The organism is Silanimonas sp. (genome assembly GCF_027531545.1).
Classification (GTDB): domain Bacteria; phylum Pseudomonadota; class Gammaproteobacteria; order Xanthomonadales; family Xanthomonadaceae; genus Silanimonas.
Window position 1 is genome coordinate 18397 of record NZ_JAPZSC010000030.1, and the last position, 25205, is coordinate 43601.

Here is a 25205-nt window from a genome sequence, read left to right on the forward strand (position 1 = left end):
GAATCCGTCGGCGGCTCGGGCCTACGGGGCCCCGCCGCCCTCGCGATCGAAGGATCGCACCAGTTCGAAAGCCCCGGCCCGCAGTAGCGACCTCACGTCCTGGCACTCGGTGGCGGGCTCGTCGTCGAGCCGCCGCACGACGCCCACCCAAGCATCGCGGCGTGCCTTCGCGAGATACAGGGCCTCGTCCGCCAGCGCGAGGGTGGCGTCCCAGTCCCCGGCGGTGGCCTCCGGAAGGATCGGGAACGCCGCGAAGCCGATCGAACAGGTGAGCGCGAGCGGGGCTTCACCGTCGATGGCGAAGCGCTCGGACCGCACGGCGGCGGCGAGACGCGCTGCCAGCACCGGCGCCTGCGCCCGGTCGACGAAACGCTGGACGACGAGGAACTCCTCGCCACCCCACCGCACCAGCACGTCGGAACTCCGGCAGGTGGCCTTCAGCACGGCGGCGAACCGCGCCAGCACCCGGTCGCCCACGGCATGCCCGCGCTGGTCGTTCACGGCCTTGAAGTGGTCGATGTCGATGAGCAGGGCCACCAGATCGCTGTCGGCGGCACGCTGGCCGTCGGCGCGCCGCCGCAGGCTGAGCGGCAGGTCGGCCTGCAGCGTGTCTTCGAGCAAGCGGCGATTGCCGAGGCCAGTGAGCTGGTCGGTTCGCGTCAGATCGGCCAGACGGCGGTTGATCGCCTGCAGTTCGCGACGACGCAGCAGGAAGCCGCCGAACACCAGGGCAAGGGCGACGAGGGCGGCGGCAAGCCAAAGACGCGTCGTCCGCTCCTCGCTGAGCTGCAGGCCCTGCTCGGCCCGCTCGCGTCGCAAGGTCTCGAGCTCCAGCTCCCGTTGTTCGGCCTCGTAACGGCGGTCGAGGGCGTCGAGGCGGCGCGTGCGCTCCTCGTCGAAGATGCGGTCGCTGAGCGCTTTGTGGCGGCGAAAGGTATCGAGGGCCTCGCGATGGCGCCCGGCCGCCGCCTGCACCTCGGAAAGCTGCAGCGTGGCTTGGCGCTGCACCTCGTGGGCTTCGCCCTGCTCGGCCTGCGCGAGGGCGCCGAGGATCCGGGCCTCCGCCGTCGCCCAATCGCCCTGGCGGAAGGCAAGGCGCCCTTGGGCAAGCCCCACCAGCATCCGCTCCCGGGGTTGGTCGAGCGCTTCGGCGATGGCCTCGGCGTCGCGCAGGTGCTCCGCCGCATCGGCCAGCCGGTCGTCTTCGAGCCCGACCTGGGCCAGGGCGATCAGGGAGATCAGTTCGCCGGGCCGGTCACCCGCCTGCCGCCGCAGGGCGAGAGCTTCCTCGTGGTGGGCACGGGCGGTGGCGACATCCTCCGCGTCGAGCGCGAGGTCCCCGAGGTTGTGCAGGGTTCCCGCGATGCGTGTCGGCACGCCGAGCTCGCGACGAACCGCCAGCGCGAGCTGGTAGTGCTCGAGGGCACGCTCGCGGTCGCCGAGTCGGGCATACAGCACGCCGAGATTGTTCTCGGACAACGCGATGTCCTGCGCCTCGCCCAGCGATTCGCGCAGGCGCAGGGCTTCGTGCGTGTAGCGCAGGGCGGTGTCGTAATCGGCGAGATCGAAGCCGTGCGCCACGCCGAGGTTGTTCAATACCCCGGCGATTTCGCGGGGGCGCGCCAGCGAACGCTCGATCACGAGCGCCTGTTCGAACAGAACGATGGCTTGTCCCGGCTCACCGCGGCTCCGCGCGATCACGCCGAGATTGTTCAGGGCGCGCGCGAGTCCGGGCGAATCACCCTCGCGCTCGGCCAGCGCACGCGCGCGGCCGGCGATGGTCGTTGCCTCGTCGTAGCGGCCGAGCACCATGTGCGCCCAGCCCATCTCGTTGAGCACGCGCACTTCGGAAGCCGGGTCCGGCCATTGTGCAAGGAGCGCCAACGCCTCCCCGCCAGCCGAGAGGGCGCGCTCGGGGGCCTCCTGTCGCGAGGCCACCACGAGGTCCACCAGGGGAGCGATGCGCGCTTGCCCTTCGAGGCCCTGCAGCGCGGCCTCGCTCCGCGCGCGCTCGTCGGCCGGGGCCGCCGCTGAAGGCGGGGCCGGGGCCGGCGCCAGCGCCAGCACAAGCGCTGTGATCACCAACCATCGCATCGGGGGCGATTGGCGGGGTCGGTCCGGCGCCATGCGGGGACCTCAGCGCTTGAGTTGGATCAGGGCCGAGGTGTCGAGGTCGCCGTCACCGCGGCGCTCGAGTTCGCTGTAATCCGCCAGCGTGCGGTCGATGACCGGATGCCGGATGCCGGCTGCCTCAGCCATCGCTTGGACGATCCGCAGATCTTTGGCCATGTGCGCGCACTTGAAGCCGGGCTTGAACTCGTCGCGGAGCATTGTCGCACCGCGCTTTTCGAGAAACCAGTTGCTGGCCGCACCGGCCATCAGGGTCGGGAGCAGGCGTTCGGCGTCGAGGCCCAGCTTCTCGGCGAAGGCCAGGCCCTCGCAGACCGCTTCGTTGATGCCGGCGACCAGGATCTGGTTCACGGCCTTGGTCGCCTGCCCGGCACCGGTCGGGCCCATCAGGGCGATGCGCGCGCCGTAGGCCTCAAGCACCGGACGGGCGCGTTCGAGGGTGCCCTCGTCGCCGCCGACCATGATCGAGAGCTTGCCGTTCTTCGCCCCTTCGACGCCGCCCGAGACCGGCGCGTCGAGGAAGCCGATGCCGCGCGCGCCGAGGCGCTTCGCCGCTTCGCGGGCGGTCTCGACGGCGACGGTGCTGTGGTCGATGACGATGGCGCCCGCGGCCAGCACCGCGGCCAGGCCGTCGACGTTCTCCAGCACGTCGGCATCGGCTGAAACACAGAGCGCGACCACGTCGCAACCGGCGTAGTCGCCGAAGGCCGTCGCCGCTGTCACGCCCGCGCGGCCTTCGGCGAAGGCCCGCGCCTTCGCAGACGTTCGGTTGCCCACGACAGCGAGCAGGCCGCGGTCGGCAAGGTGGCCGGCCATGGAATGGCCCATGGCGCCGAGGCCGATGAACCCGGCACGCGGACCGGTCGGAAGCACGGTGGTCATCGTCGCGCTCACTCCAAGGGCTCTTCGGAGAGGTAGGTGTAGCCGGTCAGACCGGTTTCGAGCGCCGCGAGGAACTCGGCCGACGTCGCTCCCGGCAGGTTGGCCGCTTCGACGTTGGCGCGGTAGCGCGCGCGCAGGTCGGCGAGCTTGTAGCCGACGTAGTCGAGCATCACGTCGGTGGTGTCGCCGCGACGCTGGGTGTCGAGCCGGTAGCCGTCCGTACCATCGAGGTGCACGGCCACGGTGTCGGTGTCGCCGAACAGGTTGTGGATGTCGCCGAGCGTTTCCTGATACGCGCCCACCATCGCGATGGCCAGCAGGTAGGACTCACCGGGCTTCAATGCATGCAGCGGCAAGGAGGCATCCAGCGCCTCGCTCTCGACATAAGTATCGATGCGGCCGTCGGAATCACAGGTCAGGTCGGCGATCACGCCACGACGCGTCGGCTCTTCGTCGAGGCGCTCGACCGGCACGATCGGGAACACCTGTTCGATGGCCCAGACGTCCGGGATGGATTCGAACACCGAGAAGTTGACGAAGTACTTGTCGACCAGGCGCTCATTGAGCTCGTCGAGCACCGGGCGGTGGCTCTTCTCTTCGGCCGACAGGCGCTGCCGAACCGCGTGGGCGATGGCGTAGAAGAGATCATCCAGCTGGGCGCGCTGCTCGACGCCGAGCTGGCCCAGCGCGAACAGCGTCTGGCCCTCGGCGAGATGGTGCTGGGCCTCGTGGAAGAGTTCGACCGGCGGGCGCACATCGAGCTCGGCCTGCACTTCGCGCAGGTGGCGGATCACCGACGGCTCGCCGGGCTGCGAAGGGCCGACGCGGCCTTCCGGCGCACGCTCCACTTCCGAGACATTCACCACCATCACCGCGTGGTGCGCGGTCATCGCGCGGCCGGCCTCGGTGATCAGGCGCGGCTGCGGCAGGCCGTGCTCGGCGCAGGCCTCGGCCAGCGGCTGCAGCAGGGTGTAGGCGTACTGGTCGAGGCCGTAGTTGATCGAGCAGAAGGAGCGCGAACGCGTGCCTTCGTAGTCGACGCCGAGGCCGCCGCCGGAATCCATCAGGCGAATCGGGCAGCCGCGCTTCGACAGCTCGACGAAGTAGTTCACCGCCTCGCGCATGCCGCTGGCGATGTCACGCACGTTGCTGATCTGCGAGCCCATGTGGAAATGGAGCATCGCGACGCTCTCGCCGAGGCCCGCGGCCTGCAGCTTGTCGACGGCATCCAGCACGTGGCGCGGCGAGAGGCCGAACTTGGCCTTGTCGCCACCGCTGTTCTGCCACTTGCCGGCCCCGAGCGACGCCAGGCGCAGGCGGATGCCCACGACCGGCGTGATGCCGAGTTCGCGCGACTCCTCGATGATCAGCCCGACTTCCGACGGCTTCTCGATGACAAGGATGGTGTCGAGGCCGAGCTTGCGGCTCATCAGGGCGAGGCGGATGAACTCGCGGTCCTTGTAGCCGTTGCACACCACGACGCTGCCCGGCTGCGCCAGCGCCAGCACGGCCATCAGCTCCGGCTTGCTGCCGGCCTCGAGGCCGAAGTCCGCGGTATAGGGCGCTTCGCCGACCGCCGCACCCACCCGCGCCAGCTCGCCAGCCACGCCGGCGTGCTGGTTCACCTTGATCGGGTAGACCGCCGTATAGCCGCCGCGGTAGTCGAGCTCACGCATGGCCTGCGCGAACGCCTGCTGCAGCTTGCCGAGGCGATGGCCGAGCACGTCGGAGAAGCGCACCAGCAAGGGCAGCTTGTGGCCCATGCCGCGCGCCCGTTCCACCACGTCGGAGAGCGCGATCGCCGGGCCCTCGTCGCCGTTCGGGCGTGCCACGAGGCGGCCGCGACCGTCGATGTCGAAATACCCGTCCGACCAGTACGGCACGGAATAGGTGTGGCGGGCGCGGTCGAGCGTCCAGGCGGTCATGGGCTGGGGGCCAGGTGGAAACAAAGGGCGCGTAGTGTACGACCGGGGGGTGAACAGGGGGACGATGGCCGGGGCCGCGCCGGACAAACGGGGGTAGACTGCGCGCCGCCCGGGGCGGGGCGGCCCGCGCGGCGGCGGCGAGCAGGGCTCGCGCCGCGCATCCAGAGCGGGGCTCGCGCCCCACCGACCCGCTTCGCCTTCATTCCTTCGAGGAGTACCGACAGTGAACTCATCCCCGACTTGGCTCCACGAGACCTTCGATCACACCGGTTCGGCCTTCGGCCTGCGCGTGACGGCGAAGCTGGATGAGGTGCAGTCGCCGTTTCAGAAGATCGAGATCTACGACAGCACCGACTGGGGCAAGGTCATGCTGATCGACGGCGCGATGATGGTCACGACGCGCGACAATTTCTTCTATCACGAGATGATGGCGCACGCGCCGCTGTTCACCCACGCCAACCCGGAGAACGTCGTCATCATCGGCGGCGGCGACTGCGGCACGCTGCGCGAAGTGCTCAAGCACCCGGGCGTGAAGACCGCCGTGCAGTGCGACATCGACGAGCAGGTCACGGTGATGGCCCGCAAATACTTCCCGGAGCTGTGCGAGAGCAACGACGACCCGCGCGCGACGGTGATGTTCGATGACGGCATCGCCTACATGAAGAACGCCGCCCCGGAGAGCATCGATGTCGTGATCGTCGACTCGACCGACCCGGTGGGCCCGGCCGAAGGCCTGTTCAACCGCGCCTTCTACGAAGACTGCCTGCGCGCGCTGAAGCCGGGCGGCCTGCTCGTGCAGCAGAGCGAGAGCCCGCTGGCGCTGATGCACCTGATCCTCGACATGCGCGCCGCGATGCGCGACGCCGGCTTCAAGGATTTCCGCGTGCTGCCCTTCCCGCAGCCCTGCTATCCGACGGGCTACTGGAGCTGCCTTGTCGCCTCGAAGGAATCGCGTGATCTCACGCAGTTCCGCATGAAGGACGCCGCCGCGCGCCCGTTCGAGACGCAGTACTACAGCGCCGCCATCCACCAGGCCGCGCTCGCCCTGCCACCCTTCGTCGAGAAGGCGTTGGCGAAGTAACCCGGCCGGCACGGGAGAGGGAAAAGAGAAAGGGCGCCGCGAGGCGCCCTTCTCCGTTGCGCCGATCCCTCGGCTTAGAGCGCGTCGCCGTCCAGCTCGCCGGTGCGGATGCGCATCACCCGCTCGAGGTCGTAGACGAAGATCTTGCCGTCGCCGATCTTTCCGCTGTTCGCGGCGCCGGCGATGGCTTCGACCACGCGGTCGACCTGGTCGTTGGTGACCGCCACTTCCAGTTTGATCTTCGGCAGGAAGTCGACGACGTACTCGGCGCCGCGGTAAAGCTCGGTGTGGCCCTTCTGCCGCCCGAAGCCCTTGACCTCGGTGGCGGTGATGCCGGTGACCCCCACCTCGGACAGCGCTTCGCGCACGTCGTCGAGCTTGAAGGGCTTGATGATGGCCGTGACCATTTTCATCGGGATGTCCTTTCGTCAGTTCAGTGCGAAGCCTAAGGCGCGGGGCATTCCCCGCGCTATGGCCGCGATCAGAGGTTGTAGCCGTTCTCGCCGTGCAGGGCGAGGTCGAGGCCTTCCTGCTCTTCTTCCGGCGTGGCGCGCAGCCCGCCGAAGAGACCGGCGATCTTCAGCGTGATGACGGTGACCACCGCCGACCACACCACGGTGATGCCGACGGCCGCGGCCTGCCAGAACACCTGCTCGCCGATCGTGCGGTCGCCGGGCAGGCCGGCACCGCCGAGAGCAGCCGACGCGAACACGCCGGTCAGCAGGGCGCCAATGATGCCGCCCACGCCGTGCACACCGAACACATCCAGCGAATCGTCGTAGCCGAAAATGCGCTTGAGCTTGGTCGCGGCGAAGAAGCAGACCACGCCCGAGATCGCGCCGATGGCCAACGCGCCCATCGGACCGGCCGTGCCGGCGGCCGGCGTGATGGCGACGAGGCCCGCGACCGCACCGGAGGCGATGCCCAGCACCGAGGGCTTGCCGTGGGTGATCCACTCCGCGGCGATCCAGCCCAGCGCCGCGGTGGCCGCCGCGATCTGCGTGACCAGCAGGGCCATCGCGGCGCCGCCATTGGCCGCCACCGCACTGCCGGCGTTGAAGCCGAACCAGCCCACCCACAGCAGGGCGGCGCCGATCAGCGTGTAGCCGAGGTGGTGCGGAGCCATCGCCGTGGTCGGCCAGCCCTTGCGCTTGCCGAGCATGATCGCGGCCACGAGGCCGGCGACGCCCGCATTGATGTGCACGACCGTGCCACCCGCGAAGTCGATGACGCCCCAGTCCCAGAACAGGCCACCCGCGCCGGCCCAGGTCATGTGCGCGATCGGCAGGTAGGCGAAGGTGAACCACAGCGCCGAGAACACCAGGAGCGCGGCGAAGCGCATGCGTTCGGCGAAAGCACCGACGATCAGCGCCGGCGTGATGATGGCGAAGGTCATCTGGAAGGCCACGAACAGGCTTTCCGGGATGGCCAGCACCAGCGAATCGCGGGTGACGCCCTCGAGGAACAGCTTCGAGGTGCCGCCGATGAAGCTGGCCAGGTTGATCTCGCCTTCCACCATCCCCGTGGTGTCGAAGGCCAGCGAATAGCCGTAGACCACCCACAGCACGGTGATCAGGCCAGCAATGGCGAAGCACTGCATCAGCACCGACAGCACGTTCTTGGCCCGCACCATGCCGGCGTAGAACAGCGCCAGGCCCGGCAGGGTCATCAGCAGCACCAGTGCCGTGGCCACCAGCATCCAGGCGGTGTCACCCGCCGAGATCGTGGCCTCTTGGGCACTCGCTGCACCCGCTGCCGTCAGGCCAGCCAGGCCGACCGCCCACGCCGACGCCCCTTTCGCGGCGCGTCGAAGCGCGCCCTCCCCTCGAACTCGCATTCGCATCGTTGTCTCCCCAGGTGAAGTGATCCCCACCATCGATGCGACCAGAAACGGATCGATTGTCTACGTCACGCGGGCTGTGCTTTGATACTGGCCCTCGCTCGGGACCCCGGCCTGCCGGCATCGGCCCACCTCTCGCCGCGACGTCTCCTGACATTCGCGCGGCCGTCCCGCCGCCACGCTGTCGTCGACCGCCCACGGACCTCCGCCATGATCGACCTCAAGGCCATCGACGACCTCGCCCGCCGCCTCAACGACCTCGTGCCGCCCGGTCTGGAGGGCGCGCGCGCCGATCTCGAGAAGAATTTCCGCGCCGCGCTGCAGGCCGGCCTCGGCAAGCTCGACCTCGTCACCCGCGAGGAATTCGAAGTGCAGAAGGCCGTGCTTCGCCGCACCCGCGAGAAGCTGGAGGCGCTGGAGCGCCAGCTCGACGCGCTGGACGCCGCCTCGCGTCCTGCGTCGCCCGACACCCGCAACTGAGTCGCCGCCATGGCGTTGGCGTTGGTGCACACCCGTGCACGCTGCGGCGTGCGCGCGCCCGAAGTGCGCGTCGAAGTCTTCATGGCCGGCGGCCTGCCGCAAGTGACCATTGCGGGGCTCGCCGGCACGGTCGCCCGCGAATCGCGCGAACGCATCCGCGCTGCGCTACAGGCCAGCCAGTTCGAGCTGCCGAGCAAGCGCGTCACCATCAACGTGGCGCCCGCCGAATTGCCGAAGGACGGCGCGCGCTTCGACCTGCCGATGGCGGTCGGCCTGCTTGCCGCCGCGGGACAGATCCCGCTGGGGGCCCTGTGCGAGGTCGAACTGCTCGGCGAACTGTCGCTGTCCGGCGCCCTGCGGGGCATCAGTGGCGCGCTGCCGGCCGCCATCGCCGCCGGTGAGGCGGGGCGCGCGCTGATCGTGCCCGAGGAGAACGCCACCGACGCGGCGTATGCGAGCCAGGCGAAGATATTCGGCGCACGCACGCTGGCGCAGGTGGTGGCCCACCTGCGCGGCGAACGGATGCTGGCACCCGTGCCATCGCCCCTGCCGGAAGAAGCCACGACGCGCGGTGCCGAAGGCGCCGACCTCGCCGATGTGATTGGCCAGACCCTCGGCAAGCGCGCGCTCGAAGTCGCCGCGGCCGGCATGCACGGCCTGCGTTTCACCGGTCCGCCGGGCTGCGGCAAGACACTGCTCGCGCGCTGCCTGCCGGGGCTGATGCCGCCGCTCACCGAAACGGAGGCATTGGAGCTGGCGGTGATTCGTAGCCTCGCCGCACCCCTGCGGGAGGCCGGCGGCTGGCCCACGGCGCGACCGTTCCGCGCTCCGATGCACGGCGCCAGCGCCGTCGCGCTCGTCGGCGGCGGCGGGATTCCGCGGCCCGGCGAGTTGTCGCTGTCACACCACGGCGTTCTGTTCCTCGACGAACTCCCCGAGTGGAGCCGCAGCACCCTCGAAGCGCTTCGCGAACCGCTGGAATCCGGCGATGTGCAGATCGCGCGCGCGGCGATGCAAGCGGTGTTTCCCGCGCGCCCGCTGCTCGTCACCGCGATGAACCCCTGCCCCTGCGGCTGGGCCGGCGACCCTTCCGGCCGCTGCGACTGTCCGACCGACGCCATCGCGCGCTACCAGTCGCGCGTCAGCGGCCCGCTGCTCGACCGCATCGACCTGCACGTGGCACTGGGCCGGGTGCCGGCCGCGGCATTGATGGCTGCGGGCGCTCCCGGCCCTTCGACCACGGTCGAGGCGTCGCCGGCGAACGAGACCAGCGCCACCGTCCGCGCCCGCGTGGTGCGGGCCCGCGAGCGACAGCAGGCCCGGCAAGGCAAGCCGAACGCGCATCTCGCCCCGGGCGAGCTCGAGGCCGTCATCGCCGCCACGCCAGCGGCGCGGGCCTTGCTCGAACGCGCGGCCGATCGCCTCACCCTCTCGGCGCGCGCAGTGCATCGCACGCTGCGGGTGGCGCGCACCCTCGCCGACCTGGCCGGTGACGACGCGGTCGAAACGCCACACATGGCCGAGGCGATCGGCTTCCGCGCGATGAGCATCGACTCGAATCCGCCGTTGCAGGCTACGCTGCAAGCCTCGACGCAAACGGAGCACCGGGCCGGGCATGGAGTGGTTGGCACGCACTGACACGTGGTTGCTGGGCGGCGCCCTCGTCGCCCTGCTGGGCATTGGCTCGAGCCTCGTTGCCCGCCGTTTCGGCGCGCCGCTGCTGCTGGTGTTCCTCGCGCTCGGTGTCGCGCTCGGCCCGGAGGGCGCCGGCTTCACCATGGCGCCGGGCATCGTCTACGCGATCGGCGCGCTGGCGCTGGCCATCATCCTGTTCGACGGCGGCCTGCAGACCCGCCTCGCACCGCTGCGCCCAGCCATCGCCCCGGCGCTTTGGCTGGCGACGGCCGGCGTGGCCATCACCGCGGTGCTTACGGCCCTGGCGGCCATGTGGCTGCTCGGCCTGGGCTGGGTGGAAGGCCTGCTGCTGGGCGCGGTGTTGGCCTCGACCGACGCCGCGGCCGTGTTCTTCCTGCTGCGCGGTGCCGGCATCGCGTTGCCGAAGCGCGTCAACGGCGTGCTGGAGATCGAATCCGGCAGCAACGATCCCGTCGCCGTGTTCCTGACCGTGCTGCTGTGCACCTGGCTGTCGGTGGGCAACGTCGGCGGACCGGGCGGACTGGCGCTGACCCTCGTACTCCACCTCGTGCTGGGCCTGGGCTTGGGGGTCCTCGGGGGTCGCCTGATCGCCCTCGGCCTCAATCGCCTGTCGTTGCCCGAAGGCCTGCACCCACTGTTCGCGCTGGCGGGCGCCGTGGGCTTGTTCGCGGCGACCAACACCCTGCACGGCAGCGGCTTCCTCGCCGTCTATGTCGCGGGCCTCGTGCTTGGGCAGAGGCCGGTACGCGCGATCGCCAACGTCACCACCGTGCTCAACGCTTCCACCTGGCTGGCGCAGGGCGGCATGTTCCTGCTGCTCGGCATGCTGGTCGTGCCCTCCACCCTGCTCGATGTGCTCGGCCCGGCGCTGGCCCTGGCCGCGGTGCTGATGCTGGTGGCGCGCCCCGTCGCCGTGGCCGCCTGCCTGGCGCCGTTCGGCTTCCACAAGCGCGAGATCGGCTTCGTCGGCTGGGTCGGGCTGCGCGGCGCGGTGGGCATCTTCCTCGCCTCCCTGCCGCTGCTGATGGCGCTGCCGCAGGCCTCGCTGTACTTCAACGTCGCCTTCGTCGTCGTGGTGACCTCGCTGCTGGTGCAGGGCTGGACGTTGAAGCCGGCGGCGAAGCTCTTCCGCGTGGCGCTGCCGCGCCGCGACACGGCCACGCGCCGCATCGAACTCGACCTGCCGGGCCAGCTCGAGTTCGAACTGGTGGGCTATCGCGTCGGGCCGACCAGCGCCGTGCTGACCAAGAACGCCGAGCTGCCCGGCTGGGCGCGGCCGGCGATGGTGGTGCGCGAGGGGCGCATCCTGCTGCCAACCGAGGCCGGGCCCGCGCAGGCCGACGACACCGCCTATTTCCTCGCGCCGCCGGGCGAGGTCTACCGCCTCGACTGGCTGTTCGCCGAGGGCAACGAGGCGCGCGAGGCCGAACACGAGACCTTCGGGGCCTTCAGCCTGGCGGGGGACGTGCCGCTGGGCGAACTGGCCGGCTTCTACGGGCTGCCGATCCCGCCGCGCTACGCGGCACACACCGCCAGCGAGATGTTCGCGACGCGCTTCGAGGGCGAAGTGCACATCGGCGACCGGATCGCCCTCGGCGGCGCCACCCTGGTGGCGCGACGCATCCGCGACGGCCGCGCGACCGAGATCGGCATCGTCTTCCACACCGACTCGCTGGGCCGGCTGCAGCGCTGGATGTCAGGATGGCGTGAGCGTCTGAAGCGCGCGTTCTGATGCAGCGCAGCGCAAGACCGGCATCCAGGCCGGAGCAGGACCTCGCGCACTTGCGGGCCCGCGCGCTTCACGTTACACAGTAACGGTACGACCGTCGCGCCCCCGCTTCCGGTCGTCCTGTCCCCGCGAACCCGCCAAGGCGTCGATGCCAAGACCATCGACCCGCGGGGGCGCGGACTTCATCTGAACGTTTCGTTGGGGAGTCATCCATGCGTCGCTTGCAGCAGAAGTGGTGTTCGATCGCGGTTTCGTCGGCCCTCGTGGCCATGGTGGGTGCGGCACAAGCGGCTTCGTTGGACAACGCCGCGGTGGCGAAGTCCGATTCGCCGGCGCTGAAGGCCTTCGCCGCGACGGGCCGCATGCCCTACATCGTGGGCTTCCGCGACATGCCCACCGTCACCTACGAAGCACAGCTGAAGCAGGCGCCGACGCCGCCGCTGCGCGGCAAGATGGCCGTCGACCTCGACGCCTCGGTGGCCGCCTACGCCACTCAGCTCGAAGGGCGCCAGCGCAGCAACGAGGCACGCCTGAAGGCGAGCGTCGGCCGCAATTTCGAGGTCCAACACCGCATGCAGCATGCCTTCAACGGCATCATCGCCGAGCTGACGCCGGCGGAAGCGGCGGCGTTCGCCAACGACCCGACGGTCACCCTAGTCGAGCCCTACGCCGAGTACTTGCTGGATGACGACGCCGCCCCCTCGGTGATTGGCGCAAACACGGTCTGGGAGGACGGCACCGGCTTCCACCGCGCCGCCTTCATGACGCGCGGCCGCACCGAAGTGTCGGTCTACAACCGTCGCGCGAAGGGCGAGGGCGTGCTGGTGGGCGTCATCGATTCCGGCATCAACTTCAACAGCCCCTCCTTTGCCGGTGTCGAGGCGGAAACGGGCTTCGAGTTCCGCAATCCGTTCGGTGAGGGCAACTACCGCGGCCAGTGCGCAAACGGCAGCATTGATGCCGGACGTTGCAACGACAAACTGGTGGGCGGCTACGACTTCGCTTACAGCGCGCACTGCACCCCCGCCACGCCAGCGACCGATCCGTGCCGACCGGGCGGCCCGTCGCGCGAAGACCCAAGCTTCGGCGACACCGACGGCCACGGCTCGCACACGGCCGGCACCAGCGTCGGCAATACGCGCGACGTGAGCTTCCGCGGCAATGCCCTGACGCTGAGCGGCATCGCGCCGCGCGCCAACATCATCGCTTACGACGCCTGCTACACCATCATCGCAACGAATCAAGGCCCCTGCCCCAACGTCGCGACGCTCGCGGCCATCAACCAAGCCGTCGCCGACGGCGTCGACGTCATCAACTACTCGATTGGCGGCGGCGGCCAGCCCTGGTCGGAAGCCATCTCGCAGGCTTTCCTCGCTGCGGCCGACGCCGGGATCTTCATTTCCGCTTCGGCGGGCAATAGCGGCCCGAACCCCTCAACAAACGGTCACAACCAGCCATGGGTGATGACCGTGGCCGCCGCCCAGTCGGGCCGCTCGGGCTTTGAGTTCACCCTCAACACCAGCGGCGCCGGCGTGCCGACCAACCTCTCGCAGGTGCTGCTCAACGCGGGCACGGGCGGCGTCGAGCTGACCGGCTCGATTCCGAGCAGCGTGCTGCGCGCGGGCCCTGGCTTCACCGGCACGGCCGACGGCTGCACCGCCAGCGGCGCGTTCCCGGCCGGCTTCTTCAGCAACCGCATCGCCCTCGTGCGCCGCGGCACCTGCGCCTTCACCGAGAAGGCCGCGAACGCGGCCGCCGCTGGTGCGCGTGCGGTGATCATCGTCAACAACGCGGCCGGCGGCATCGCGCCGTCGGTGCCGGGCGCCACCGTGCCGGTGTTCGGCATGGCGCAGGACAGCGGCGTGGCCCTGCAGGCGCTGACGGTGTCGAACCCGGCGCTGGCCTCGACGGTGCCCTTCCCGGCCACCCGCATCGACAATACCGCCGACCAGCTGGCGGCCTTCAGCTCGCGCGGCCCGTCGCCGTTCTCGGTGCTGAAGCCAGACATCACCGGACATGGCGTCAACATCCTCGAGCCGCTGACGTGCACCGATCCGACGCAGCTTCCCACGGCGGCCTGCGGCAACGCGATCGGCTTCCTCAGCGGTACGTCCATGTCCTCGCCGCAGGTGGCGGGCAGCGGCGCCCTTCTGCGCCAGCTGTTCCCGACCTGGACGCCGGCCGAGATCAAGTCGGCGCTGATGATGACGGCGCGCCAGGGCGTGCTCAATGAGTCGGGGGCTGTCGCCACGCCCTTCCAGGCCGGTGCGGGCCGCGTGCAGGTCGACGCCGCGGCGAAGGCCGGCCTCGTGCTCGACGAGCAGCGCGCCGACTACACGGCGGCGAACCCGGCGCTGGGCGGTGATGTCTCGGCGCTCAACCTCGCCAGCATGACCAACCGCGGCTGCAGCACGACCAGTTGCACCTTCACCCGCACCTTCCGCAGCACGCGCGGCACCTTCCAGACCTTCAGCCTCTCGCTGTCGGGCGTGACTGGCACGATCAGCACGCCGGTGTTCACCATCGCGCCCTTCGGCACGCAGACGGTCACGGTCACCGTGAACACGGCGGGCCAGCCGGCCGATGGCACGTACCGCTTCGGCACGCTGGCGCTGACCTCGACCGGCGATGACGCCAGCACGCGCTCGCCGATCCTGCGCCTGCCGATCGCCGTCGCGGTGCGCAACCCGGAGCTGGGCCTCAGCGCCGATTCGATCGCCATCAGCGCCCCGGCCAACACCACGCGCAGCGCCAACTTCACCCTGTGGAGCAACAGCAACCCGGTCGACTTCACCACGAGCACCACGGGCACTGGCACCGGCGCGGTCGTTTCGCAAAGCAGCACGGGCGCTACCAGCGGTTACGCCACGGGTCGCTACAGCGATCTCGGCATCGGCCAGTTCGCCGCCGATGACTTCGTGTTGACGCAGGCGACCACGCTCGCCAGCATCGCCAACGAGGGCTTCGTGCTGGGCACCGGCACCATCCCGGCGACGACGGTGATCGGCTGGTCGATCTTCGCGGACGCCGGCGGCGTGCCGGCCGGCAACCCGGAGACCTCGCCGAATGCGGCCGTGTGGCGCTACTCGGCGCCGGCCAACTCCGCGGGGATCAGCACCGCGGGTGGCGTGCTTCGCCTGAACCTTGCGGCCGCGGGCCAGAACGTCACCCTGCAGCCGGGGCGCTACTGGCTGGTTCCGCAGGTGAATGCCGTCTTCGCCAACCGGTTCGCATGGTTCTTCTCGCAGCAGGGCAACGGCACGGCGCCGCGCACGATCGTCCCCAGCAACGCGGCGCCCAACAACGTGTGGACGACCCCGGCCGGTGCGCCCACGGGCCTCGCCTACACGCTGAACGGAACGGTGGGCTGCGGCGCCCCGTGGATCAGCGGCCTGGCCCCGGCCTCGGGTCGCGCGGTGGCAGGTGCACCGTCCACGGTGAGCTTCAACGTCAACACTGCGGGCCTCGCGCCGGGCAACTACTCGGGCTTCGTCTGCCTGGGCAGCAACGACCCGAACCGCGCGACGGCCACCGTCCGCGTGAACCTGACCGTGACGCCGTAAGGCCCGCGGGATCAGGCAAAAAGAACGGGCCCTTCGGGGCCCGTTCTTTTTTTGCACTGGTGGATCGGAACCCGGCCCCGCTCCCCGCGGGGCCGATCGCCGCGGCTCAGGCCGCGACGGTTTCCTTCTCGCCGTGGAACTGCTCTTCCTCGGTGCTGCCGCGCATCGCCGTGGTCGAGCTCTGGCCGGCCTGGATCGTCTGCGTCACCGCGTCGAAGTAGCCGGTGCCGACCTCGCGCTGGTGCTTGACCGCGGTGAAGCCGCGATCAGCGGCGGCGAACTCGCGCTCCTGCAGCTCGACGAAGGCGCTCATCTGGCGGCGGGCGTAGCCGTGGGCCAGGTCGAACATGCCGTAGTTGAGGCTGTGGAAGCCGGCCAGGGTGATGAACTGGAACTTGTAGCCCATGGCCGCGAGTTCCTTCTGGAAGCGCGCGATGGTGGCGTCGTCGAGGTTCTTCTTCCAGTTGAAGGACGGCGAGCAGTTGTAGGCCAGCGGCTTGCCCGGGTACTTGGCGTGAATGGCCTCGGCGAAGCGCTTGGCGAAGGCGAGGTCGGGCTTGCCCGTCTCGCACCACACGAGATCGGCGTAGGGGGCGTAGGCGAGGCCGCGGCTGATCGCCTGCTCCGCACCCGGACGCGTCTTGTAGAAGCCTTCGACGGTGCGCTGGCCGGTGCAGAACGGCTTGTCGTTGGCGTCGATGTCGCTGGTAAGCAGGTCGGCGGCCTCGGCGTCGGTGCGGGCGACGATGAGCGTGGGCACGCCCATCACGTCGGCGGCGAGGCGCGCGGCGTTGAGCTTCTCGATGGCTTCGCGGGTCGGCACCAGCACCTTGCCGCCCATGTGGCCGCACTTCTTCACCGAGGCGAGCTGGTCCTCGAAGTGCACGCCCGAGGCGCCGGCTTCGATCATCGCCTTCATCAGCTCGAAGGCGTTCAGCACGCCGCCGAAGCCGGCTTCGGCGTCGGCCACGATCGGCTGCAGGTAGTCGATGTCGCCCTGGCCTTCGGCGCACTGGATCTGGTCGGCGCGCAGCAGGGTGTTGTTGATGCGCTTGACCACCTGCGGCACCGAGTTGGCCGGGTACAGCGACTGGTCGGGGTACATCTCGCCGGCAAGGTTGGCGTCGGCCGCGACCTGCCAGCCCGAGAGGTAGATGGCCTTGAGCCCCGCCTTGACCTGCTGCATGGCCTGGTTGCCGGTCAGCGCGCCGAGCGCGTTGATGAAGTCTTCCGTCTGCAGGTAGCGCCACAGCTTCTGCGCGCCGAGCTTGGCGATGCTGTGCTCGACCGGGACGGTGCCGCGGAGGCGCACGACGTCGTGGGCGGTGTAGTTGCGGGTCACGCCCTTCCAGCGGGGGTTGGTGGCCCAGTCGTGCTTCAGTTGGTCGGCGGTCGGCAGCGTGCTCATGGCGGTGTCCTTGCGAGGTGTCGTGGGGTCGGGGAGCGGAGGGAGGGGGATCAGGGGGTACGGAGTTCGGCCTCGACCAGCTGCGGATAGGCCGCACCGGTGAGGAAGGGTTCGAGCGTGGTGGCGTGGGTGAGGCGGTCGAGCAGGGCGATGGCGGCGTCGATGCGGTCGCCTCCCGGGATCGCGAGGCGGTCGCCCAGCCGCGACGGCAGGTTGATCAGCGCGCGCTCGAACAGCGCCCAGTCGACCGGCGTGCCGTCGTCGAGGTGCAGTGGTTCGGCGGGGACGCCGTTCTTCGCGGCGACCTGCGGGTGGTGCAGCCAGCGCCACAGTTGGGTACGGCTGATCTCGGCGGTGGCGGCGTCCTCCATCAGGTGGTGGATCGGCACGCAGCCGCTTCCGGCCAGCCACGCCGCCATGTAGCGCACGCAGACGTCGACGTTGTTGTCGAAGCCGGCGCGGGTGATGGTGCCGAGAGAGGGCTTCAGCAGGTCGTCGCGCGTCACCTGCACGTCCTCGCGCTTGACGTGGTGCTGGTTGGGCTTCGGCATGTGCGCGTCGAAGACCTCGCGCGCGATCGGGATCAGGGCCGGATGCGCCACCCAGGTGCCGTCGTGGCCGGCGGTGACTTCGCGCAGCTTGTCGGCGCGCACGCGCTGCATCGCGCGCTCGTTGGCCTCGTCATCGCCCTTGATCGGGATCTGCGCGGCCATGCCGCCCATCGCATGCGCACCACGGCGGTGGCAGGTCTGGATCAACAGTTCCGAATAGGCCTTCAGGAACGGCTGGGCCATCGTCACCTGGCCACGCTCCGGCAGCACCTTGTCGGCGTGGCGGCGCAGCGTCTTCAGCCAGCTGAAGATGTAGTCCCAGCGACCGCAGTTCAGGCCGACGATGCGGCCGCGCAGCGCGTGCAGGATCTCGTGCATCTCGAACACGGCCGGCAGCGTTTCGATCAGCACCGTCGCCTTCATCGTGCCCACCGGCAGGTTGAGGCGCACTTCGAGGAAAGCCATCACCTCGTCCCACAGGCGCGCTTCCTCCATGCACTCCATCTTCGGCAGGTAGAAGTACGGGCCGCGCTCGCGCCAGGCGAGCGTCTTGGCGTTGTGGAAGGCGAAGGTGGCGAGGTCGAACAGGCCGCCACCCATCGGCTGGCCGTCGACCGTCACGTGCATCTCGTCGAGGTGCCAGCCGCGCGGGCGGACGATCAGCACGGTCTTGCTCGCCGGGTCGAGCGCGTAGCGCTTGCCGGTCTCGGGGGCGGTGAAGGTCAGGATGCCGTCGACGGCGTCGCGCAGCGCGCGCTGGCCGGTGATCTGGTTGGCGAAAGACGGCGCGTTGCTGTCCTCAAAGTCGGCCATGAAGCAGTTCGCGCCGGAGTTCAGCGCGTTGATGACCATCTTCGGGTCGACCGGGCCGGTGATCTCGACGCGGCGGTCCTGCAGGGCGGCCGGGATCGGCGCCACGGTCCAGTCGCCTTCGCGGATCGAACGCGTGTCGGCGCGGAAGTCCGGCAGCATCCCAGCATCAAACTCGGCCTGGCGGGCGACGCGGGCGGCCAGGCGCTGGCGGCGGGCCGGCTCGAACAGGCGGTGCAGGTCGGTGAGCAGGGCCTGCAGCTCCGGCACCAGGATCGTGGCCTCACCCTCGACCGGGCGGCCGACGCGGCGGAAGCCGGTCGCGGCCTGCGTGGGGGAGTCGGGGGTGCGGGTGGGCTCGGTGGCGGTGCTCATGGGGCGAGGCGGGTCCGTAGGGCGGTGTCGGGGGCCGGACGCAACCGGCGTCGGGCATGGACCCCAAACTCACCCTCCGAGCGAGTGTTGACAAAGCAAATCTTTGGATACGATGTATGAGTTCCTCAAATACCTATAGGAAAACATGGCCAACGTGACGCGAAAGCGCGCTCAAAAGGCGGCTACGGAGCGGAAGCCCGAGGTCGACTCGGGGCGCTTCTACTACAAGGGCAGCCGCCTCAAGCCCTTGCAGGCCTTCTGCCAGGTCGCCCGACTGGGCTCGGTGAGCCGCGCCGCGGAAGCCCTGTTCCTCAGCCAGCCGGCGGTTTCCCTCCAGCTCAAGGCGCTGGAAAGCCATTACGGGGTGCCCCTCTTGGAACGTGTCGGCCGGCGCCTCTCGCTGACCCGCGACGGGCAGGCGCTCTACGACCTGGCGCGGCCGCTGATCGACGGCTTCGAGGGCCTCGACGAGGCCTTCCGCGGCAGCCAGGGTGGGCTTGACGGCGGCGAACTGCACATCGCCGCGGGCAGCTCCACCCTGCTGCACCTGCTGCCGGAGCCTTTGGCCGCCTTCCGCGCGCTGCGCCCCGACGTGCGCCTGCACCTGCACAGCGTCACCGGCCAGGCCGGCCTCGCGAAACTGCGCGCCGATGAAGTGGACTTCGCCGTCGGCGCGATGTGGGAAGTGCCCAACGACATCGACTACGCGCCATTGCAGCGCTTCGACGCGATGCTGATCACCGCGCCGCAGCATCCGCTGGCGAAGAAGTCGGCGATCAAGCTCGAAGACCTGTCGCCGCACGGCCTGATCCTGCCGCCGAAGCAGCTCTCGACGTGGCGCATGGTGACCACCGCCTTCGAACAGCGCCGCGTGCCCTACAGCGTCGCGATCGAGGTCGGCGGCTGGGAGGTGATCAAGCAGTACGTCGCGCAGGACCTCGGCATCTCGGTCGTTTCTGCGCTCTGCCTCACCGACGCCGACAAGGCGCGCCTCGTCGCGCGCCCGCTTCGCGAGTACTTCCCATCGCGCACCTACGGCGTGCTGGTGCGCAAAGGGCGATCACTGAGCGGCCCTGCGCGGGCGTTCGTCGATCTGATCAAACCCGGATTGTTCAAGCGCAAGGACTGGTTCGAGGCGGGGCATTCGGAGCGCTGAAGCCGTCGTGTAAGGATCCGCGATGCCGGCGCGTATCACCCCGGCATGGACGCCCTCACCGCCCCGATGAACGACACCATCGACCTCCGCCGCGAACGCTTCGCGATGCTGCTCGCCCAGCACCGCGGACTGCTGCGCAAGATCGCCTGGGGCTTCAGCGACTGCCCGGCCGACCGCGCCGACCTCGAGCAGGACATGGCCGCGCAGCTGTGGGCCGTATTTCCCGCCTGGGACGGCGAACGTCCCTTTGCCACCTGGGCCTACCGCGTGGCGCTCAACGTCTGCCTGAGTGGGCGGCGCGCGACGCAGGTGCGCGGCGGCCGCGCGATGCGTGCCCCGGGGCGCGGCACCTCGGGCGCGACGGACTCGCTCGACGACGACGCACACGACCCGCTCGACCACCTCGTCGATCCCGGCGCCACGCCGGAACAGATCGCGCAGCAACGCGACCTGCACCGCGTTATCGCCGCGCTCGACCCGCTGAACCGCGCGCTGCTCCTGCTCTGGCTCGACGACTTGGGTTACCGCGAGATCGGCGACGTGCTCGGCCTCTCCGAGAGCAACGTCGGCGTCCGCCTCAACCGACTGAAAGCGCGACTGCGCACTGAACTGGCCCCCTGACCGTGGAGACCGCCATGGACCTCGACACCCTCAAGACCACGTGGAAGGCGCTCGACGAGCGGCTGGCCCGCATCGAAGCGCTGCAGGCGCAAGCGAACGACCTCGAGCGCGCCCGCGACGCCGAAGCCCGCGCGAAGGCCGGACAACTCGCCAGCCACCGGGCGCTGCGCCCGCTGGCCATCGGCCTCGGCCTGCAGGCGATCGCCGGCGTCGTGCTCGCCACGATCGCCGTCGCCTTCTGGGCGAAGCGCATGGACGCCGGCGCGCATTTCGTCGTCTACGGCGTGCTGGTGCAGGCCTATGCCGTCGCGCTGATCGCCTCCGCCGGCCACGAGCTCTCGCTGATCCGCCGCGTGCGGATGACCGGCGCCGTGCTCGACATGCAGGGCGCCCTCGCCGCGCTGCGGCGCTGGCGCGAAACCGTCGGCTGGGTGCTGGGCCTCGCCGGCGGCGTGATCTGGGTGCCGCTGCTGCTGATGGGCCTGGCCGTGCTGGGCTTCGACGTGTGGACCCACCGCCCGTCCTTCATCGGCTGGCTGGGGCTGTGGGCCGTCGGCGGCACCGCCGCGGTGTGGGCCATCCTTCGCTGGGCCGAACGCCATCCGCGCTTCGGCGCGTCGATGCGCGCCAATGCCGCCGGACAGAGCGTGCGCCGCGCCGAGCTGGCGCTAGCGGATGTGCGGGCGTTCGAGGCCGAAGGCCGCTGATCCGGGCCTCAGAACGCCTTCACCTCATCCGGGACTTCGACGGCCTTGGTCGGGAAGGTCCACAGCCACAGGAGGATCAGGATGCCGCCCACCGGCGCCAGGCTGATCAGCGTCCACCAGGGGCTCAGGCCGGCATCGCGAAGTCGCCGGCAGCTGGCGGCGATCCACGGCAGCAGCACGATCAGGCCGACCAGCCGTGCCGGAAACGGCCCGAGCAGTTCCGCGAACGCCTCGCCCAAGCCGAGCACCATGACGACGGCGAGCATGAACCACCAGAACGCGGGGCGCGGGCTGATGCCGGTGAAGTCGAGGCCCCGCATCACGCCCTCCAGCATCGCGTCGAGGACGGCTTGGCTGGGGGCATTGGGGCGGAAGCGGGCATCGTGCACCAGCAGGGTCTCGGCCGGCACCTCGAACACCGCGGCAAGGGCGCGCAGCGATTCGGTGGAGACCTTGGCCCCGGTTTCCAGACGTTGGATGGTTCGCAGGTTAAGGCCGCTGAGTTCGGCCAGTTGCTCCTGCGACCACCGCTTGGCGGTGCGCAGCTCGCGAAGACGGGTGCTGTCGATGTGCATGGGGTCCTCCTCCTACGGGGAACGGCGTCCGACCCCGCCAGCATCCTGCCCGAGCCCACGGTGGCGTGACGACAGCAGGCCGACACGACCCCGACACAAGGCCGACAGCGCCTTTGACCCGGCTCAATTCCCGCCCGCGAGGCCCGGCGCAGAGTGAACGGGTGGGGCCACTCCGGCCCCGGAAGGAGCCCCGCCGATGAGCACCCCGTCCCGCCGCCGCCCACCCTCGCCGCGCCGCGTGGCCGGCGAAGTCCGGCCCAGCCGCCGCGGTGACGTGCCGCCGAAGCTCGAGCCCGAGGCCATCGGCGCCCGCGTGGCGGCCGTTCGGACCGTCGCCGCACAGAACGGCGTGGTCGCGGCGGCGGAAGGGCTGTTGCACCCCGCCCATCCGGACGCCGTCAGCGACCGCGCCCGGGCCCTGCGCGCCCTGATCGAAGGCGCCGACCCGGAGGATGCCCGCGTGCTCCGATCCGCCCTGCTCGCCCCGGCACCGCCGCCGCCAGACATTCCCGACCCGGACGACGTCCTCGCCCCGGACTGGCGCGAGGGCGGCTACCCCTACCTCAACCTGCTGCGCCGCGGCCCCTACGAGCGAACGAAGTTCAACCTGCAGGTGGAGCTGCTCAAGCTGCAGGCCTGGGTGAAGGACACCGGGCAGCGCGTGGTGATCCTCTTCGAGGGCCGCGACGCCGCCGGCAAGGGCGGCGCGATCAAGCGCTTCATGGAGCACCTCAACCCACGCGGCGCCCGCGTCGTCGCGCTCGAGAAGCCCACGCCCACCGAGCAGGGCCAGTGGTACTTCCAACGCTACGTCGAGCACCTGCCGACGCGAGGCGAGATCGTGATGTTCGACCGCAGCTGGTACAACCGCGCCGGCGTCGAGCGGGTGATGGGCTTCTGCAGTGATGCCGAGTACACCGAGTTCATGCGCCAGGCGCCGGAGTTCGAGCGCCACCTCGTGCGCAGCGGCGTGCATCTGGTGAAGTTCTGGTTCAGCGTGAGCCGCAAGGAGCAACGCCGCCGCTTCAAGGAGCGCGAATCGCATCCGCTCAAGCAGTGGAAGCTCTCGCCCATCGACAAGGCCTCGCTCGACAAGTGGGACGACTACACGCGGGCAAAGGAGGCGATGTTCTTCGGCACCGACACCGCCGACTCCCCGTGGACGGTCATCAAGAGCGACTGCAAGAAGCGCGCGCGGCTCAATGCCATGCGCTACGTGCTGCACAAGCTGCCGTACACGAACAAGGAGGCCGCGGCGATCGGCAAGCTCGACCCGCTGATCGTCGGCCGCGCCCACGTCGTCTACGAGCAGGGCGAGCAGACCGCGCAGGGCATGTAGGCCCTACTCCGCCTCCACCACCACCTCGCGCTCGTCGCCGCGACCATGCTCGTCGACGGCGCGCAGCAACACGCGGCCCGCGCGGCGCGGCGTCCACGCGATGGCGCGGCCGCTCGCCGATTCACCGATGAAGGCGCCATCGGCGAACCAGAAGACCGTGCGCGCGTCGGCGTCGGTGGTGGCGGCCAGCGGGATGCCCGGCTGCTCGCGGCCGTCGAAATGCAGGCGATAACGCGTGGCCCGATAGGGCTGGGTGATCTGCGGCGCGCTGCCCAGCCACTCGGCCGCGCCCGCGCAATCCGCGCCCGGCGGCGGCTTGCGGCGCGGCAGCCCCGCTTGGGCGAAGACACGGGCGAGGTCGCTCGGCCAGAACTCGTAGACCTCGCGGCGCATCGTCGCCGGGTCGAAGGCGCCACAAGCGACGCGCCCGGTGGCGCGGTCGAGCTGCACCGGCCGATGCACGGTGCTCACGCGAATGGGCGAGACGCCGGGGATGAACCAGGTCTCGCCGCGCTGCGGGCACCAGGCGTTCGGCAGGTCGCCGCTGGCGAGGCACACGCTCACGCGCTTCATCCGCGCAGCGGTCGTGCGCTGCGGCGTCACGTCGAGGCCTTCGGCGCGCATCGCGTCGGCAATCGAGAAGAACAGCGGCGCGGCCGCTTCCACGCCGATCAGCGCCGGGTTCGCGCGGCCGTCGAAATGCCCCATCCACACCACGACCGCGTATGGCCCGACGACACCCGCCGTCCATGCGTCGCGGAAGCCCCAGCTGGTGCCGGTCTTCCACGCCACCGGCCAGTGACCTAGATCGCTGGCCGTCGCGCCACCCGGCCGCGGATTGCGACGCAGCATGTCGAGCGTCATGAATGCCGCTTCGGGGCTGAGCATCGCCGTGCCCTCGCTGCGCTCGTCCGCCGCGCGGAAGCGCAGGGGCCGAAGCCGGCCGTCGCCGCCGAACATCGCGTAGAGCCGCGCGAGGTCTTCCGCGCGCACCTCGCCGCCACCAAGAACGAGGGCGAGACCGTAGTGCTCGCGCGTCCGCAGCTTCGGTACGCCGGCGTCGCGCAGCAGGTCGAAGAGGTCGGGTGAGCGCAGCCGCGAGGCCACGGTGACGGCCGGGATGTTGCGGCTGCGGTTCAGCGCCTCGGTGGCGGTGACCGGGCCTTGGAAACGCCCGTCGTAGTTCTCCGGCGTGTAGGCGCCGTAGGCACTCGGCACGTCGCGCAGCACGGTGGCGGGATGCAGCTGGCCCTGGTCGATGGCCAGCGCATAGAGGAAGGGCTTCAGTGTCGAGCCGGGCGAACGCAGCGCCGCCGTGCCGTTGACCTGCCCGCCGATGGCGGCGTTGCGCCAGTCGGCCGAACCCATCAGCGCGACCACGCTCATGTCGCGGGTGTCCACGATGAGTACGGCGGCGTTGTCGAGCCCTCGCGACGCTTCGCGCTGCAGGTGGGCGCGCACGCGGCGCTCGACAAGCCGCTGCAATCGACGGTCGAGCGGCGTGGCGAGCTCGGGCGGGCGCGGGCCGTGGCGCTGCTGCGCGGCCAAGACGCGGTCGACGTAATGCGGTGCCGCGAACGGCAGCGCCCGCGTCGGGCGCAGGCGCAGCGGCAAGGCCATGCGCGCGGCCATGTCGGTGGTGGCCTCGGTGTCCGAGTCGGCGCCGTAGGCCTCGACCCAGCGCATGTACAAGCGCTGTCGCGCGGCCTGCAAGCCGGGGCCGAGCGTGGTGACGCCGCGAGTATCGACGACGAAGCGCCCACGCGGGTTGGGCGCCTGCGGCATCACCGCGAGCGCCAGTGCTTCCGGCAATGAGAGTTCGGCGGCGGCCTTGTCGAAGTAGATGCGCGAGGCCGCGCCCACGCCCTCGACGTTGCCACCGTAGGGCGCGAGGTTGAGGTAGGCCTCGAGCAGATCGTCCTTCGAATACATCGCCTCGAGCTGCAGCGCACGGGCGATCTGCACGAGCTTGCCGGGCACGTCGCGCGTTTCCAGCCGCCAGCGCAGGCGCGCGAGCTGCATCGTGATCGTCGAGCCGCCGATGCGCGGGCCGCCGGAATAGGTGCTGCCCGCCGCGCGCAGCAGCGCGATCGGATTGACGCCGGGATGCCAGCGGTAGTGGCGGTCTTCGTGCAGCAGCACGGCGTCCACAAGCTTTGGAGAAATGGCTTCGATGGGCAGCCACTGCCGGTAGCGCTCATCGGCCGCCAGCGTCAGGCGCAGCAGGCGGCCGTCGGCATCGAGCACCGCCGTCGACACCGGCACGCCGGCCGACAGCGGCGGCTTCGGCCACAGGCGCACCACCAGCAGGGTCGCGGCCAGCAGCGCCGCGACACCCAAGCCCCACCTCAGCGCGCGCGGCAGACGCATGGGCACG

Annotated in this window: 18 protein-coding genes; 9 read left to right on the forward strand and 9 right to left on the reverse strand. The window is 70.3% G+C overall.

Annotated elements, in window-relative coordinates; all coding sequences use genetic code 11:
- Positions 1-21 precede the first annotated feature (21 nt).
- The 3 genes from O9280_RS14130 to speA are packed head-to-tail and all read right to left on the reverse strand — an operon-like array spanning position 22 to position 4937.
- Positions 22-2082 carry a tetratricopeptide repeat protein gene (locus tag O9280_RS14130; protein WP_298344098.1) on the reverse strand — a complete coding sequence of 687 codons (2061 nt, stop codon included), beginning with the start codon at positions 2080-2082 and terminating at the stop codon, positions 22-24.
- Between the two features lie 54 nt (positions 2083-2136).
- Positions 2137-3012, reverse strand: coding sequence for an NAD(P)-dependent oxidoreductase (locus tag O9280_RS14135; protein WP_298344101.1), 876 nt, complete (start codon positions 3010-3012; stop codon positions 2137-2139).
- A gap of 8 nt (positions 3013-3020) precedes the next feature.
- Positions 3021-4937 (reverse strand): arginine decarboxylase, encoded by a 1917-nt coding sequence (gene speA, locus O9280_RS14140; protein WP_298344104.1) that lies wholly within the window; start codon positions 4935-4937, stop codon positions 3021-3023.
- Positions 4938-5160: 223 nt separating this feature from the next.
- Here speA and speE point away from each other — a divergent pair, with 223 nt between their 5' ends.
- A complete protein-coding gene (speE, locus tag O9280_RS14145; protein WP_298344107.1) occupies positions 5161-6018 on the forward strand; it encodes a polyamine aminopropyltransferase in 858 nt (285 codons plus the stop codon).
- Between the two features lie 74 nt (positions 6019-6092).
- Here speE and O9280_RS14150 read toward each other — a convergent pair whose 3' ends face one another.
- Both O9280_RS14150 and O9280_RS14155 read right to left on the reverse strand, forming a co-directional pair.
- Entirely contained in the window at positions 6093-6431 is a 339-nt protein-coding gene (locus O9280_RS14150; protein ID WP_297867625.1) for a P-II family nitrogen regulator, read from the reverse strand.
- A gap of 68 nt (positions 6432-6499) precedes the next feature.
- Positions 6500-7855, reverse strand: coding sequence for an ammonium transporter (locus O9280_RS14155; protein ID WP_298344110.1), 1356 nt, complete (start codon positions 7853-7855; stop codon positions 6500-6502).
- A gap of 213 nt (positions 7856-8068) precedes the next feature.
- Here O9280_RS14155 and O9280_RS14160 point away from each other — a divergent pair, with 213 nt between their 5' ends.
- The 4 genes from O9280_RS14160 to O9280_RS14175 all read left to right on the forward strand — a co-directional run bounded on the left by O9280_RS14160 (position 8069) and on the right by O9280_RS14175 (position 15286).
- Positions 8069-8338: an accessory factor UbiK family protein gene (locus tag O9280_RS14160; RefSeq protein ID WP_298344113.1), complete on the forward strand. Its 270-nt coding sequence runs from the start codon at positions 8069-8071 to the stop codon at positions 8336-8338.
- Positions 8339-8347: 9 nt separating this feature from the next.
- Positions 8348-9976 (forward strand): YifB family Mg chelatase-like AAA ATPase, encoded by a 1629-nt coding sequence (locus O9280_RS14165; protein WP_298344116.1) that lies wholly within the window; start codon positions 8348-8350, stop codon positions 9974-9976.
- Entirely contained in the window at positions 9963-11726 is a 1764-nt protein-coding gene (locus tag O9280_RS14170; RefSeq protein ID WP_298344119.1) for a potassium/proton antiporter, read from the forward strand. The genes O9280_RS14165 and O9280_RS14170 overlap by 14 nt, the downstream gene beginning before the upstream one ends.
- A 209-nt stretch (positions 11727-11935) precedes the next feature.
- Complete coding sequence (locus O9280_RS14175; RefSeq protein ID WP_298344122.1) at positions 11936-15286, forward strand: S8 family serine peptidase; 3351 nt, start codon at positions 11936-11938, stop codon at positions 15284-15286.
- 106 nt (positions 15287-15392) lie between these two features.
- Here the strand turns inward: O9280_RS14175 and aceA are convergent, their stop codons facing one another.
- Both aceA and aceB read right to left on the reverse strand, forming a co-directional pair.
- On the reverse strand, positions 15393-16694 hold the full coding sequence (gene aceA, locus O9280_RS14180; RefSeq protein WP_298344125.1) for an isocitrate lyase: 1302 nt from the start codon (positions 16692-16694) through the stop codon (positions 15393-15395).
- Between the two features lie 50 nt (positions 16695-16744).
- On the reverse strand, positions 16745-18430 hold the full coding sequence (aceB, locus tag O9280_RS14185) for a malate synthase A (RefSeq protein ID WP_298344128.1): 1686 nt from the start codon (positions 18428-18430) through the stop codon (positions 16745-16747).
- A 154-nt stretch (positions 18431-18584) separates the two neighbouring features.
- Between aceB and O9280_RS14190 the strand changes: the two genes are divergently transcribed.
- From O9280_RS14190 to O9280_RS14200, 3 genes are read left to right on the forward strand one after another with little or no spacing between them, the layout of a single operon-like run.
- Positions 18585-19586, forward strand: coding sequence for a LysR family transcriptional regulator (locus O9280_RS14190; protein WP_298344132.1), 1002 nt, complete (start codon positions 18585-18587; stop codon positions 19584-19586).
- Positions 19587-19631: 45 nt separating this feature from the next.
- Positions 19632-20207 carry a sigma-70 family RNA polymerase sigma factor gene (locus O9280_RS14195; protein ID WP_298344135.1) on the forward strand — a complete coding sequence of 192 codons (576 nt, stop codon included), beginning with the start codon at positions 19632-19634 and terminating at the stop codon, positions 20205-20207.
- A 14-nt stretch (positions 20208-20221) separates the two neighbouring features.
- On the forward strand, positions 20222-20914 hold the full coding sequence (locus O9280_RS14200; RefSeq protein ID WP_298344138.1) for a hypothetical protein: 693 nt from the start codon (positions 20222-20224) through the stop codon (positions 20912-20914).
- An 8-nt stretch (positions 20915-20922) separates the two neighbouring features.
- Here the strand turns inward: O9280_RS14200 and O9280_RS14205 are convergent, their stop codons facing one another.
- Positions 20923-21489, reverse strand: a complete 567-nt coding sequence (locus O9280_RS14205) for a DUF805 domain-containing protein (protein ID WP_298344141.1) — start codon at positions 21487-21489, stop codon at positions 20923-20925.
- A 196-nt stretch (positions 21490-21685) separates the two neighbouring features.
- Between O9280_RS14205 and ppk2 the strand changes: the two genes are divergently transcribed.
- Entirely contained in the window at positions 21686-22828 is a 1143-nt protein-coding gene (gene ppk2 / locus O9280_RS14210) for a polyphosphate kinase 2 (RefSeq protein WP_298344144.1), read from the forward strand.
- A gap of 3 nt (positions 22829-22831) precedes the next feature.
- Here ppk2 and pbpC read toward each other — a convergent pair whose 3' ends face one another.
- Positions 22832-25198 carry a penicillin-binding protein 1C gene (pbpC, locus tag O9280_RS14215; RefSeq protein ID WP_298344146.1) on the reverse strand — a complete coding sequence of 789 codons (2367 nt, stop codon included), beginning with the start codon at positions 25196-25198 and terminating at the stop codon, positions 22832-22834.
- Positions 25199-25205: the final 7 nt, after the last annotated feature.